The organism is Leifsonia sp. NPDC080035, assembly GCF_040050925.1.
Lineage (GTDB): Bacteria > Actinomycetota > Actinomycetes > Actinomycetales > Microbacteriaceae > Leifsonia.
In genome coordinates this window covers 744,439-759,043 of the sequence record NZ_CP157390.1, presented here as the reverse complement: position 1 = coordinate 759,043, position 14,605 = coordinate 744,439, and the positions used below count along the sequence as shown (strand labels likewise).

General features: G+C 65.9%; 13 protein-coding genes. All 13 read left to right on the top strand.

Going from position 1 to position 14,605, the window contains the following annotated elements; translation table 11 throughout:
• The first annotated feature begins 154 nt into the window (after positions 1-154).
• The 13 genes from AAME72_RS03640 (at position 155) to AAME72_RS03580 (ending at position 14,580) form a co-directional block, all read left to right on the top strand.
• Positions 155-1,432, top strand: coding sequence for a sugar ABC transporter substrate-binding protein (locus AAME72_RS03640; RefSeq protein ID WP_348790202.1), 1,278 nt, complete (start codon positions 155-157; stop codon positions 1,430-1,432).
• The gene (locus AAME72_RS03635; RefSeq protein WP_348788879.1) at positions 1,432-2,385 is read left to right on the top strand and encodes a sugar ABC transporter permease; all 954 of its coding nucleotides are present in this window, start codon (positions 1,432-1,434) and stop codon (positions 2,383-2,385) included. Before AAME72_RS03640 ends, AAME72_RS03635 begins: the two co-directional genes overlap by 1 nt.
• The gene (locus AAME72_RS03630) at positions 2,382-3,221 is read left to right on the top strand and encodes a carbohydrate ABC transporter permease (RefSeq protein WP_348788878.1); all 840 of its coding nucleotides are present in this window, start codon (positions 2,382-2,384) and stop codon (positions 3,219-3,221) included. Before AAME72_RS03635 ends, AAME72_RS03630 begins: the two co-directional genes overlap by 4 nt.
• Before the next feature lie 43 nt (positions 3,222-3,264).
• Positions 3,265-4,311, top strand: coding sequence for a LacI family DNA-binding transcriptional regulator (locus AAME72_RS03625; RefSeq protein ID WP_348790201.1), 1,047 nt, complete (start codon positions 3,265-3,267; stop codon positions 4,309-4,311).
• Positions 4,312-4,326: 15 nt separating this feature from the next.
• Positions 4,327-5,307 (top strand): glycosyl hydrolase family 32, encoded by a 981-nt coding sequence (locus tag AAME72_RS03620; RefSeq protein ID WP_348788877.1) that lies wholly within the window; start codon positions 4,327-4,329, stop codon positions 5,305-5,307.
• Entirely contained in the window at positions 5,304-6,218 is a 915-nt protein-coding gene (locus tag AAME72_RS03615; RefSeq protein WP_348788876.1) for a carbohydrate kinase, read from the top strand. Before AAME72_RS03620 ends, AAME72_RS03615 begins: the two co-directional genes overlap by 4 nt.
• 302 nt (positions 6,219-6,520) lie before the next feature.
• Positions 6,521-7,723, top strand: a complete 1,203-nt coding sequence (locus tag AAME72_RS03610) for a NosD domain-containing protein (RefSeq protein WP_348788875.1) — start codon at positions 6,521-6,523, stop codon at positions 7,721-7,723.
• 74 nt (positions 7,724-7,797) lie between these two features.
• Positions 7,798-9,135, top strand: a complete 1,338-nt coding sequence (locus AAME72_RS03605; RefSeq protein ID WP_348788874.1) for a NosD domain-containing protein — start codon at positions 7,798-7,800, stop codon at positions 9,133-9,135.
• Positions 9,092-10,018, top strand: a complete 927-nt coding sequence (locus AAME72_RS03600) for a chitinase N-terminal domain-containing protein (RefSeq protein WP_348788873.1) — start codon at positions 9,092-9,094, stop codon at positions 10,016-10,018. Before AAME72_RS03605 ends, AAME72_RS03600 begins: the two co-directional genes overlap by 44 nt.
• A 215-nt stretch (positions 10,019-10,233) precedes the next feature.
• A complete protein-coding gene (locus AAME72_RS03595; RefSeq protein ID WP_348788872.1) occupies positions 10,234-11,259 on the top strand; it encodes a LacI family DNA-binding transcriptional regulator in 1,026 nt (341 codons plus the stop codon).
• 123 nt (positions 11,260-11,382) lie between these two features.
• Positions 11,383-12,711, top strand: a complete 1,329-nt coding sequence (locus AAME72_RS03590) for an extracellular solute-binding protein (RefSeq protein WP_348788871.1) — start codon at positions 11,383-11,385, stop codon at positions 12,709-12,711.
• Between the two features lie 61 nt (positions 12,712-12,772).
• The gene (locus AAME72_RS03585) at positions 12,773-13,684 is read left to right on the top strand and encodes a sugar ABC transporter permease (protein ID WP_348788870.1); all 912 of its coding nucleotides are present in this window, start codon (positions 12,773-12,775) and stop codon (positions 13,682-13,684) included.
• Positions 13,681-14,580, top strand: coding sequence for a carbohydrate ABC transporter permease (locus AAME72_RS03580; protein WP_348788869.1), 900 nt, complete (start codon positions 13,681-13,683; stop codon positions 14,578-14,580). Before AAME72_RS03585 ends, AAME72_RS03580 begins: the two co-directional genes overlap by 4 nt.
• Positions 14,581-14,605: the final 25 nt, after the last annotated feature.

The window sequence follows — 14,605 nt, the reverse complement described above, 5'->3', positions numbered from 1 at the left end:
GGTTTGGCAAGTTTTGGCATTTTGGCACCGTTTGGCAGTTGACGTGTCTGCGAAAGCCTCTCTATCGTCGTGCCAAGACGTTTTGCCAAAACGTCTTGGCACCAGATATCCTCATCCACGCAGCCACCCGCTGCACAGCAGAATCGGAGTAATGATGCTTCGCAAGAAGTTCGCGGCAGCCGCAGCAATCGGCACCGCGGTAGCGCTCACCCTCGCCGGGTGCGGCGTCGGCGGCGGGGGCGGTTCCTCGTCGGACAAATCCATCACCGTGCTCGTCGAGGCCGGTGGCCACGCTGAGCTTCAGCCGATCGCCGACCTCTACAAGAAGGACACCGGTACCAAGGTCACCTTCGTCGAGCTCCCCTACGACGGCCTCTACAACCGTCTCAACAGCGAGTTCACCTCCGGGGCGGTTTCGTTCGATGTCGCCGCGCTCGACTCCATCTGGCTGCCCGCCTTCAAGGACGCCGTCACCCCGCTCGACAAGCTCTTCACCTCGGACGTGAAGAACGATCTCTTCCCCGCCCTGGTCAAGGAGGCGAACGTCGGCGGTGTGTATGCGGGGATGCCCGTCTGGACCAACTCGGAGATCCTCTACTACCGGAAGGACCTCTTCGACGACGCGGCGAACAAGTCGGCGTTCAAGGCCAAGTACGGCTACGACCTGGTTCCGCCGACCACCTGGCAGCAGTACCAGGATGCGGCCGAGTTCTTCACCCAGCCCGGCAAGGGGCTGTTCGGCACGGATGTGAAGGGTGCCGTCGAGACCGAGTACCTCGCGACGCTGTCGCAGACCGGCGAGAAGACGATGGTGCTCAACGACTCGGGCAGTGAGATCACTCTCGGCAATGAGAACAGCCTCAAGGCGCTCGACTTCTACACGGGCCTGCAGAAGTACGCGCCCGCTGGGTCCGCTCAGCTCGACTGGGCCGGCGCGCAGAACCTGTTCAACCAAGGCAAGACCGCCATGATGCGCTTCTGGGCGCACGCCTACCGGCAGATCCCCAAGGACGCCTCCGTCTATGGCAAGGTCGGTGTCGCCCCGATGATCGCCGGTCCCGGCGGCATCGCCGGCGTCCCTGGCGCCTGGTACCTGTCGGTGGCCAAGGCGAGCAAGAAGCAGCAGCAGGGCCTCGACTTCGTGAAGTTCGCCTACGAGCACAACGAGCTGAGCGCGAACACGTCGCTCGGGCTGGTCGCCCGCAAGTCGGCCTTCGAGAAGTACCAGGACCAGCCCGGCTTCGAGAACTACAAGCCGCTGGTGGAGACGCTGGACGCTCAGGCGACCGTCCCGCGACCTGCGACGCCGAAGTGGCAGCAGATCGTGGACACCGTCCTCGTGCCGATGATCCAGAAGTCGTTGCAGCCCGGCGCTGACAAGCAGGCGCTGCTGAACGCAGCAAAGGAGCAGGTCCAATCGCTAGTCAAGTGATGGAGCAGCGAGTGGGCGGCCGCGCCGGCCGCCCGCCCCGCTCTCCTCGTAACCGTTCCCTCCGCACCGCCGACCGGCGGTTCGCAGCACTCCTGATGCTGCCGGCCGGACTGTTCCTCGCCATCTTCATCGGCTGGCCGCTCCTGCAGTTCGTCGGCGACAGCTTCTTCAAAATCAGCCCGATCGCGGGAGGACCCCGAGAGTTCGTCGGGTTCGCCAACTACGTCACGGCGCTGACCAGCTCCGACTTCACCAACGCCGTGTGGCGGACCATCCTCTACACGGTCATCGTGGTCACCTTCGAGTTCGTCCTCGGACTGCTGGTGGCGCTCCTCTTCACCTCGCTCGGCAACTCCTCGCGGGTGTTCCGCACCATCTTCCTCTACCCGCTGATGATCGCCCCGATCGTCGCCGGTCTGCTCTGGCGGTTCCTGCTCATCGACAACTTCGGCATCGTCAACGAGTTGCTGAAGACGGTGGGGATCATCCACTCCAGCGACCAGATCCAGTGGCTGAGCGACCCGAACATCGCGCTGTTCTCCGTCGCGATCCCCGACATCTGGCTCACCACCTCGTTCATCACGCTGGTGCTGTTCGCCGGGCTGCAGAACATTCCCGGGGATGTGATCGAGGCGGCGCGGCTCGACGGCGCCCGGTACACCACGATCCTCTTCCGCATCATCATCCCGTTGCTCCGGCCGGTGATCGCCGTCGCCCTGATCGTCCGTGGTATCGACGCGGCCCGCGCTTTCGACGTCATCGTCATCCAGACCAACGGCGGACCGCAGCAGAGCACCGAGACGCTGTCCCTGCTGATCTACCGGACGATGGTCCGCTTCGGCGACCCCGGCCTCGCCAGCGCAATGGGAACCCTTTACCTGATCGCGATGCTCGGCGTCGCCCTCTTCGCGATCCTCACCATCTGGCGACCGGGAAGCGAGACGGAGCGATGAACGGACTGGAAGCGCGCCGCCTGAGCTCCCGCGCCCTGCTCTGGCTGATCCTGATCGCGGTCGTCGTGCTGTACGGTTTCCCGTTCGTCTACATGCTGTTCACGTCGTTCAAGACGCCGCTGGAGACCATCTCGGTCCCCCCGAAGCTGCTGCCGAGCGTGTGGACGGTGGACAACTACATCTCGGCCCTGACGCGCGACGGGGTGCTCGCCTCCCTCATCAACAGCATCATCACGGCGGTGCTGAGCACGCTCATCTCCCTGGTGCTCGCGATCCCCGCTGCCTATGCGGTGACGCGGTTCCGGACCAGGACGGGGAGGATCTTCATCGTCCTCGCGCTGGTCGCCCGCATGGTGCCTCCGATCGTGATCGGCGTTCCGATGATCTCGATCTTCCGCAACCTCGGCATCTCGGACACGTCACTGGCGCTGGCGATCGCCCACACCACGATCTCGCTTCCGCTGTCGATCTGGCTCATGTCCAGCTTCTTCGAGGCGGTGCCGGGCGAGCTGGAAGAGGCGGCGAAGATCGACGGGAACAGCAGGCTCGGCGCGCTCTGGCGGGTCGTCATCCCCGTGAGCGCGGGTGGCGTCGCGGTCACCGCGATCTTCGCCTTCCTCGCCAGCTGGAACGAGTTCCTGTTCGCGTTGCTGCTCACCGCGGTCCGATCCCAGACCACGCCGATCGTCATCGCGAACTTCCAGACCCAGTTCGGACTTGACTGGGGCTCGATGACAGCGCTCGCTGTGCTCTACTCCATTCCCGTTATCCTGCTCACTCTGCTGCTGCAGAGGCACATCGTCGCCGGGCTGACGCTCGGGGCGGTCAAGGGCTGAGGTGGCTGGTGAACGGGATGATCATGAGGGGGAAGGAAACGCTGTGGCAGTGAAGAGCTCGAGCATTCGAGACGTTGCAGAGTTGGCGGGAGTCTCCGTCACCACGGTTTCGCATGTGCTCAACGAGACCCCGCACACCCGCGTCGCCGAAGAGACACGGGCGAGAGTGCGGCACGCGGCGAAGACCCTCGGCTACGGCCCGAACCGGGCGGCGCAAGCGCTCCGCACGAACAGGTCGGGCTTGATCGGGCTCCTCAGTGAGGAGATCGCCACCACACCGCACGCGGGACGGATCATCCTCGGAGCGCAGAATGCTGCCCGCGAGCACGACCTCACGCTGGTGATCATCAACACGGAACGAGAGTCGAGCGGAACCTCCCACCGGGACGACGTGCAGGCGCTGCTGGACCGCCAGGTCGATGCCGTCCTCTACGCGACCATGTACCACCGCCAAGTGTCGCTTCCGCCGAACCTGCAAGCGCTTCCGGCCGTCCTCATCGACTCCACCGATCGAGCGGGCATTGTTCCGGCCGTCGTCCCCGATGAGATCGGTGGTGCGGTGGCTGCCGTCAGTCACCTCGTCGACGCCGGGCACACCCGGATCGGTTTCCTCAACAACGACGACGATGTCCCCGCAACCCATCTGCGATTCGCCGGCTACCGGGACGTGCTGGACAGGAATGGCATCCCCTTCGACGCCACTCTCACCGCCTCAGCGCCGTCCGAGACACTCCCCGGATACGAGCTCGCACGAGAGATGCTCAGCAGGACCGACCGGCCCACCGCCCTGTTCTGCTACAACGACCGCATGGCGATGGGCGCCTACCGCGCCGCCACCGAACTGGGGCTCGCCATACCCCGCGACCTCTCGATCGTCGGATTCGACAACCAGGAACTCATCGCAGCGAACCTGTTCCCGGGTCTCACCACCGTCGCCCTCCCGCACTACGAGATGGGCGTATGGGCGGTGGAGACGCTGGTCCATCTTCTTCACGGCGAAGCCGAGCACCGGCTCCTCGCCGACAAGCCGACACTCCTCGACTGCCCGCTGGTGACCCGCGGGTCCGTCGCCTCGCCACGCGCCGACTGAAAGGTACCCGCCCACATGCTTCGTCTCGCCGCCTCCTGGGTGTGGGATTTCTGGATCGCCGACGACGGCGACCGCTACCACCTCTACTTCCTCAAGGCATCCCGCGCGCTCCTGGACCCCAATCGCCGGCACTGGCGCGCCACCATCGGACACGCCACATCGACGGATCTCACGACGTGGACGGAACACGCCGATGCGGTGATCCCCGACGACTCGCCCGCCTTCGATGACATGGCCACCTGGACCGGCTCGGTCGTGCGCCAGGACGACGGCACCTGGCGGATGTTCTACACCGCCGTCAGCCGAAGCGAGGGCGGACTCGCCCAGCGCATCAGTTCCGTGGTGTCGGACGACCTCTTCACCTGGCGCCGCGAAGCCGGACGACAGGTCATCGAGCCCGACGCTCGCTGGTACGAGACCATCGACACGCGCCAGTGGCCGGACCAGGCGTGGCGGGACCCGTGGGTGTTCCAGCACGACGGGGAGTGGCACATGCTCATCACCGCACGCGCCAACCACGGCGACCCGGACGACCGCGGGGTCATCGGTCACGCAACATCGCCCGACCTGACGACGTGGACCGTGCAGCCCCCGCTTTCACAGCCGGGTGCTGGCTTCGGCCACCTCGAGGTCGTCCAGACCATCGACGTTGACGGCAAGCCCATCGGTCTCTTCTCCTGCCTCGGCTCCGAGCTCTCCAACGCCCGGCGCGCACAGGATCCGATCGGGGGAGTGTGGGCGTTTCCGACCGACTCGCCCACCGGGCCGTTCGACACCGCTCGGTCGTATCGCCTCACCGACGAGCAGCTCTATGTTGGGCGCCTCGTTCAAGACCGCTCTGGCTCGTGGCAGCTTCTGGCCTTCCGGAACGACGACGACAACGGCGGCTGGGTCGGCGAGATTTCCGACCCGCGCCCGGTCGGCTGGGTCGATGGGCAGCTGAGGCTTCATGGAAGCGAAGCAGCACCGGCCGAGCCGCTGCGAGTGGGATCGTGAGCCCAGGAGCGCTCGTCGTCGGCGAAGCTCTCGTCGACGAGGTCGTCAGGGCCACCACGGTCAGCCGGCACCCCGGTGGCTCTCCGGCGAACGTGGCTCTCGGTCTCGCGCGACTGAACGTGGTCACGCGTCTCCACACCGCGATCGGCGAGGACGCGGATGGTGAACTCATCCGCAGGCACCTGGCGGACTCCGGGGTGGTGCTCACGCCAGAGTCCACAACGAATCGGCCGACCTCTCGCGCCATCGCCACGCTCGGACAGGACGGGTCGGCCACGTACCGATTCGCTCTCAACTGGGAGCCGCGGAATCTCGACGACCTGCGGAACCCGGCCATCGTTCACACAGGCTCCCTCGCCGCGTTCCTCGAGCCCGGGTCTGATGTCACGCGAGACATCGTCCGCCGTGCCAGGGCGGCGGGGGCACTCGTCAGTTTCGACCCCAACGTGCGCTCGTCGCTGATCGCCGATCGGGACCACGCTCGCGCGCAGTTCACAGCGCTGACGCTCGCCAGCCATCTCACCAAGCTCAGCGACGAGGACGCGGACTTCCTCTTCCCAGGAAAGTCCATCGAGCACGTCGTCGACCGGCTCATCGACAGCGGGATCCCGGTTGTCGGCATCACCCGCGGAAGCAGGGGCGCCCTCCTTGCAAGCGGTGAGCATCGAGCCGAGATCGCGCCCACTCGCGTTGCGGTCGCCGACACCGTCGGCGCCGGCGATTCCTTCATGGCCGCTCTGATCTGGTCGCTCACCGTCGAAGACGGTGGATGGGACGGTGGGCCGGTCACCGAAACGCGGCTTCTTTCGGTGGGCGCACGAGCAGCGCACCTGGCCGGCATCACCGTCTCGAGGACCGGTGCCGACCTGCCAACGCTCGCCGACCTCGAAGCTGCAACGCCCATCGCCTGAAGAAACGCATCCCGGCTCTTCCACCCGGACGAACTCCTCGCTACGCTAAGCCGCCCGCGAAGCGCCAAAACGATTTGCCAAACGAAAGGGGCCTCCAATGTCGGAGAAGATGCAGCCCAGTCGCCGCGCGGTCGTTCAGACCGCCGCCACTGCTGCAGCGATAGCAACGCTCACCTTCATCAGCACCAAGCCCGCGGCCGCTGACGCGCCGCCACCCACGCAGGAGAAGCAGCCTTCTCCTCGCCGAGTCCCGGTCGGCCTTCTGTAACAGCGAAGTTGCATGAGCAAAGAAAGGAATTCTGATGGAATCCAACGTCTACGACGTCACTGACTGGAAAACTCCCGGCAAGCCGGTCGACCCGCACTACGACATCGGCGCCGTCATCAACAGCATCATCGCGGACATCAAACGGCGCCAGACCAACCCGGCCGACAAGCCCGGAGCAGTGATCTACGTTCCGCCCGGCACCTACTCGTTGAAGACGCGGGTGGTGGTCGACGTCAGCTTCCTCACCATCCGCGGTTCAGGACACGGATTCACCTCCCTCTCCATCCGCTACAACTCCGACACCACCGGCTGGAAGGAACTGAACCCCGGCGGGAGCCACATCAGGGTCGAGAACACCGACGGCAACGCCGAAGCGTTCCTCGTCGCCCGCAACGGCAATCCGCGGCTGAGCGCCATCGCCTTCGAGAACTTCTGCCTGGACGGCGTCTCGTTCGGGAGCAACCAGAACTCCTATCGCAACGGCAAGGTCGGGATCCGGTTCGCAACCGACAACGACTCCGTCCGTGTCCGCGGTATGGGCATGGTCTACCTCGAGCAGGCCCTCCTGATCCAAGGGCCGGACGCGCTCGACGTATCGGGCAACTTCATCGCCGAATGCGGCACATGCGTGTTCATCATGGGCGGCAGCCAGGCCAGCAAGATCGAGAACAATCATCTGGGCGCCGGTCCCGTGGGGTTCTCGATCTTCGCCGAGAACAGCAATGGGTTGCTCATCACCGGGAACAACATCTTTCCTCGAGGCATCGACTCGGTGCACCTGAAGAACTCGTTCCGGTCGAACATTTCGGCCAACCGCCTCCAGTCGTTCTATCCGGGCAGCATCACGTTGGAGGGCAACTGCAAAGAGAACCTCATCAGTTCGAACATGTTCGAGCGCCAGGTGGAGACCTATGGCCCGTTCATCGGCGTCGGCAACGGGCTGGACGACGACTTCGGCGTCGTCCAGGTGAACGGCGACGGGAACACGATCACTGCCAACCATGTGACGCTGATCATCCCGCCGGAGCAGGTCAAGCCGGCAGGTGGAACGGCCGCCATTTTCCGAATCAGGAATGGCGACCAGAACTACATCGGCGCCAACCACATCATCTCCAACCTCAGTGTGCACACCGTCGTCCTCGACGCGGGAACCACCAACTCCCATGTGTTCGACAGCGGAACGGAGGCGCAACTGCGCGCGAACTCGACAAGTTACGGATTCCGTCCTACTCCGTGACCTCCGGGGGTGCGAGGCGCGACAATCGCCTCGCGCCCCGAGCTCGGACCAGCCATACACCATTGGAAGGACCCATGTCAAGCACCACCCGTTACGATGTGACCGCCTGGCCTGTCGGCAACGCTGCCGAAGATATCGGTGAAGTGATCAACAGCATCATCGCCGACGTGAAACGGCGCCAGGCCGCCTCCGCGGTGCGAGACGGCGGCAAGCCGGGCGCAGTGATCTACATCCCGCCGGGGGACTACCGCCTCCGCACGCAGGTGCTGATCGACGTCAGCTTTCTTCGGATCGAAGGGTCGGGACACGGCTTCACCTCCTCGAGCATCCGGTTCAACGTCCCGGAAGAGGAATGGCCGGATCTTCACGAGCTGTGGCCCGGCGGTAGCCGCATCATCGTCGATATCGCGGCGGGCAGCGGGGAAGAACAGTCCGCAGGAGCCGCATTCCTGGTGAAGAGAACAGGGAGCCCGCGGATCAGCTCCGTGGAGTTCTCGAACTTCTGCATCGACGGGCTCCATTTCGTTGCCGACGGCTCCGACCTGCACCCCGAGAACACCTACGTCAACGGCAAGACCGGCGTCTACGTCGCCAGCGCGAACGACTCCTTCCGATTCAACGGCATGGGATTCGTGTACCTCGAGCACGCGCTCACGATCTACAACGCCGACGCGCTTTCCATCCATGACAACTTCATTGCCGAAAGCGGCAACTGCATCGAGCTACGCGGTTGGGGCCAAGCGTCGAAGGTGACCGACAACCTGATCGGCGCAGGGCCCAAGGGTTACTCGATCTACGCAGAGAACCACGGCGGCCTGCTGGTCACGGCGAACAACGTGTTCCCGCGTGGGCGCAGCAGCGTTCACCTCAAGAGCGTCACCCGGTCCAGCGTGACGAACAACCGCCTCCACTCGTTCTATCCGGGAATGGTGATCCTGGAAGCGAACGCATCCGAGAACCTCATCGCCTCCAACCATCTGCTGCGCGATCGAGAACCGTGGGCGCCGTTCCTCCATGTGGATAACGGACGGGACGACGTGTTCGGGCTGCTGCTGATCGAAGGCAGCAACAACTCGGTCATCGGAAACCACTTTTCCGAGGTCGTCGACTCGCTGAAGCTGCGTCCGGAGGGAGCAACCCCGGTGATTGTCAGGCTCGTGGAGGGTGGTGGGAACTACCTCGCGAGCAACCACGTGGTCGCGTTGGATGTTCGCGCTACTTCGGGAGAATCGGCGTTCGATGCCCAGGTGGACGCGCTGCTCGCCACAGCAGAAAGCCAAACCCTGGACGTGTTCACCGTCCTCGTCGAGCCAACCTCCACCTCCAACACCATTCTCGATTCCGGTACCGCCGCCCAGATCGCACTGGATGCAGCGGCCAACGCATTCCGGCCCACGCCCACGATCGGTTGACCAAGGCGGCGCCTGCTTCGAGGAGGCGCCGTCCTATCTGGCTGCCGGCGCCACGGCGTCCGCGGTGACCGTGAACTGGACGGCCGCGGCGGACGACGGCGGCACTCCGATCACCGGCTACCGCGTCTACCGTGACGGTGTCGCCGATCCGGTCGCGACGGTCGGCGGCGACGCCACCACCGCCTCGATCACGGGAGTGTGGCCGGGCGACACCGCACGATTCGCGGTCTCGGCGGTGAATGCCGCGGGTGAGAGCGCGAGGTCCGACTGGAGCAGCCCCGTCGTCGTGCCGGACGGCTCGACCGCGAAACCCGGCCAGGCGGTGCTCTCGAACGACAACGGGTGGGACACCGGCCTGGGGGACGGCGACTACAACGTCGTGATGAACCTGTGGTGGGGCCAGGAGGGATCGATCTACCGTCTCTACGAGAACGGAACGCTGATCGCGACCAAGCAGCTCACGTTCGGCGGGGTCGGGGCGCAGAGCGCGTCCATCGCGGTGCACGGAAAGCCGAACGGCAGCTACGTCTACACCGGCGAGCTCGTGAACGCCTCAGGCGCGACCGCGACATCCAGCACCACCGTGAAGGTCACGGACGTCGACCCCGGCACCCCCGTGCTCAGCAACGACAACCGGAGCGGCGGCGGCACCTATACCGTCACTGCGAACCTGTGGTGGGGCACCAACGCGACGTCGTACACGTTCTACGAGAACGGGGCGGCGGTCGGGCAGGGGACGCTCACCGCGAGCACCCCGAACGCGCAGACCGCGACGTTGAAGGTGGAGGGGAAGGACACGGGCACGTACGTGTACCGGGTCGACTTCACCAACGCCGCCGGCACCACCAGCAGTAAGACGATGACGGTCACTGTCACCAAGTAAGAGGGCGAAAGGGCGGGGCCGGTGTTGCGCCGGCCTCGCCTTTCCCTATCAGGGGCGGTGGACCGGTGCGACGGGATCGTCGGGCCGTCGGATCGCCGCGACCGATCGTGCTCCATGCCGGGACCGGTTGCGCGGCGACCCCATCCACGCGGCTGCTTGCGTTTTCGGCATATGATTGCCGTCGCTCGGGGGAGAGCGGGAGGCGAGGTGTTGCGGTGGCTGACCCACGGGTGACCATCATCGACGTCGCCAACAAGGCCGGGGTCGCGATCAGCTCCGTGTCGAGCGCGCTCAATGGACGGCCGGGAGTGTCGGACGCAACGCGTGCCCGCATCATCCAGGTCGCCTCCGAGCTCGGTTTCGTTCCCTCCCTTCGGGGGAAGAGCCTCTCGGGGCGGCGGGCGTTCACCGTCGGGCTCGTTCTGCACAGGGATCCCGACGTGCTGGAACTCGACCCGTTCTTCGGCGGGTTCATCGGCGGAATCGAGGACGCGATCGATCCGCGCGGCTACGCGCTCGTCCTCCAGATCAGCGCGGAGACCGACGAAGTTCTGCAGCGCTACGAGAAGCTCGCCGCCGGGCGCCGCGTCGACGGCGTGTTCATCAACGACATCGAAGTCGACGACCCGCGCATCCCGCTCCTGCGGAGACTGGAGCTTCCCGCGGTCGCGATCAACCCCGGCGCGCCCTTTCCGTTCTCGGCGGTGCGGCAAGCGCCGGAATCCGGGATCGCGGCGACACTCAGGCACCTCGTCGAGCTCGGCCATCGCACTATCGCGTACGTGAGCGGACGGCCGGACATGTGGCACTCCGTGCAGCGGGAGCAGGCCTGGCGTGCTGCGCTCGATGACCTCGGGTTGCGGCCGGGACCCGTCGTCCCCGGAGACTTCACCTACCTCGGCGGGGCGTCGGCTGCCAACGCCTTGCTCGAACTCGCCGACCCCCCGACAGCGGTGATGTGCGCAAACGACCTCTCCGCGATCGGGCTGATCGCCCAGGCACAGCACCTCGGCGTCGACGTGCCCACAGAATTGTCCGTGGCGGGCTTCGACGACATCCGGCTCGGGACATACGTGCGACCGCGTCTGACCACGGTCCACACGAATCCCCGGGAGCTCGGGCGAGAAGCCGGGAACATGCTCATCGACCTCATCGACAACGGAGCTGTCGACGACGTTCGCGTCCCCGATGCCGCACTCGTGGTCCGCGGCTCCACCTCGCGCGTCCGAGCCGCCCGATAACGCTGGTTGCGTGAAGTCGCTCGTGCGTGCCATCATGGCCGAACCGAAACGTTTCGGTAAACGCTTCGGTAAGAGACATCATCCCGATACCCGCATTCCAGTTACTCGACGAGGAGACACCACATGGCAACGAAGAGGTTGCGCGGCACCCTGGGTCGGCGGCTGATCGCCGGCGCGGTCGCCGCCGCCACGATCGGCGCCCTTGCCGCCTGCTCCGGCGGCGGGGGCGGAACCGGCGACGGCGAGCCCAGCGGGAAGCTGCAGCTGCTGGTCTCGAGCAGCGACGCGACGGACGCCGGCTTCCGGGCGATCAACGACGCGTTCGAGAAGCAGTACCCGAAGGTCGACGTGGTCTTCTCCACCGTCTCGAACGACAACTACCCCGCGACCAAGTCCTCGCGCCTCACCGCCGGCAACCTCGACCTGTTCGTGGTCAAGGGCCTGATGGAGACGCCGTCGTACGCGAAGGACGCGGCCACCGACGACGCCCGACTGGCGAAGGCCGGCGGCCTGGTGGACCTGAGCGGGGAGTCGTTCCTGAAGCAGTTCACACCGACCCTGCTCGACGCGCAGGCCATCGACGGCAAGCAGTACGCGGTGCCGACCGGTGTGAGCTACTACACCGGAGTGTTCTACAACAAGAAGATCTTCGCCGACAACGGCCTGAAGATCCCCACTACCTGGAGCGAGTTCACCGCGGTCGTCGACGCGCTCAAGGCCAAGGGGATCACCCCGTTCGGCCTGGGCGGGAAGGACAGCTGGCCGGCCGGCCTGCCGATGCTCGCCTCCGTCGCGTCGCTGTACCCGTCGGTCGCCGACAAGCAGCAGCTGGCGAAGGAGCTGTGGACCGACAAAGCCAAGCTCACCGACCCGACCGAGGTCAAGGTCCTGCAGCAGACGGAGTACGTGCTGCAGAACTCGCAGGAGGGAGCGGCGGGCGCCGACTACACGTCGATCCCGTCCGGATTCGCGGCGGGCGACTTCGCCATGACCGTCGACGGCACCTGGGACCAGCCCACCATCGACGCAGCCGTCGCGAAGAAGTTCGACTACGGCTACTTCCCCTTCCCCGGCTCCGATGACGCGGCCGACAACGCGCTGCTGAACGGGAAGACCGAGCTGCAGCTGGCCGTTCCGACCTCGGCGAAGAACAAGACCGCGGCCCTCGCGTGGCTGAAGTTCTTCTCGGACAAGAAGAACTACGAGCTGTTCCTGCAGAAGTCGGGGTTCTCGTCGGCGCAGCCCGACATCTCCACCAGCGCGTTCCTGCAGTCCATCGGGCAGTACACCAAGTCGTACGAGCCCGCGTGGGACCAGGTCTGGTTCGCGAACAACAAGGCGGGCCAGGACGCCGTCTTCCCGTTCAACTACCCGGCACTCACCCCGCTCGGTTCCGCCACCCCGGAGCAGGCCGCCCAGGCCGCTCAGAAGGCCTGGTCGGCGGCCGGCTGACACTGTCGGGCAGGGTGGTCCGCGCGTGACGCGGGCCGCCCTCCCGGGAGTCGAGAGAAACATGACTGAATCGTTCCCCTTCCCCCGCCGCACCCCCGTCCGGCTGACCTTCGGGCTCGGGATGCTGCTCCTCGGCGTCTTCGGATTCGTACCGGCCGTCGGCGTCCTGATCGCGTCGTTCACCGACCTGCGCGGACTGCCCGGCCTTCCGATCAACTTCGTCGGCCTGCAGAACTACGTCGACTTCTTCTCGCCCGCCAAGTGGGCGGACAGCGCGAACGCCCTGCGCAACACGATCATCTTCGCCCTGGTCAGCACGGTGGTGCAGATCGTGGTCGCGCTCGCTGTCGCCGTGCTCCTCAACCGCCGGCTCCGTGGCCGCGACTTCTACCGTGCGGTCGTCTTCATGCCCACGATCCTCGGCGTGACCGTCACGGGCCTGATCTGGTCGCTCGTCTTCAACGTCAGCGGCGGTCCGGCGGCGTCCGTCCTCGGGCTCTTCGGTGGCCACTCGGCATTCTTCGGCGACCCGCGCCTCGCGCTGACCCTCGTGATCCTCGTCCAGGTGTGGATGGTGCTCGGCGTCTCGGTCATCATCTTCCTCTCCGGCCTCCAGGCGGTGCCGGAAGAGCTGTACGAAGCGGCGGAGATCGACGGGGCCAGCGGGTGGCAGCGCTTCCGCAGCGTGACGGTCCCGCTGTTGGCGCCATCGATCACGGCCAACGTCCTGCTCGGCATCGTCAACGCGCTGCAGAGCTACCAGCTCATCTACGTCCTGAGCGGCCCCAACAACCGCTCCACCCAGGTGCTCTCCCTGCTCGTCTACGTGCAAGGGTTCGGCGGCGCGTCCGGCACGACGCTGTCGCAGTCCCAGGGCTACGCCGCGGCGGTCTCGATGGTCCAGTTCGTGCTGGTTGCCATCGTCTCGATCCTCGCCCTGACCATCCTCCGCAGGCGAGAGGCAAAGCTGTGACCACCACGACCACCGATCCCGCGCCGTCCGCCCCGGTCCAGTCGCTGCCACGGGATTCCGGCGCACGCCGTCCGACGGAACGGCACCGGCGCCGGCGCATGCCGATCGGCGCATACATCTGCGCGCTCATCCTCATGATCGTCTTCCTGTTCCCGCTGCTGTACCTGCTCAACACCGCCCTGAAATCGCAGGCGGAGTTCGTCGCCGACCCCGTCGGCATCGTCTCGAACCCGCAGTGGGGCAACTTCGCGACCGCGTGGGAGAAGGGCGACTTCGGCGCATACATCCTCAACAGCGTGCTCTACACGGCGGCGGGATCGGCGATCGGGACGTTGCTCACGCTCGTTCTGGCCTTCCCGGTCGCCCGCGGCTACGTCCGCGGCGCGAAGTACTGGTCCGTGGTGTTCGTGCTCGTGCTGTTCCTGCCCAACGCACTCATCACCCAGTTCCAGCTGCTGCTGCGGCTCGGCCTCTACGACACGCAGCTCGGCTACATCCTGCTGGTGGGCGTCGGCGTCGGGGTCGGCCCGCTGCTGCTGAGCGGGTTCGTGAAATCGATCCCGCGCGAGCTGGACGAAGCCGCCGCGATGGACGGCGTGGGCTACTGGCGGTACCTCTTCACCTTCATCCTGCCGCTGGCGCGTCCGGCGCTCGTGACCGTGTTCATCCTGCAGGCGGTGTGGATCTGGAACGAGATCATCCTCGCGACCGTGCTGCTGGCAGACCCCACCAAGTTCCCCGTCACCGTCGGTCTCTACGCCTTCAAGGGGACGTACGGCAACCAGTGGCCGCTCCTCGCGGCCGCCACCTTCATCGTCGCCGCCCCGCTGATCGTCGGCTACATCTTCATCCAGCGCTACCTGGTCAACGGCGTCGTCGGCGCCGTCAAGGGTTAGCCGCGCGATTCCACCACCCATCCGC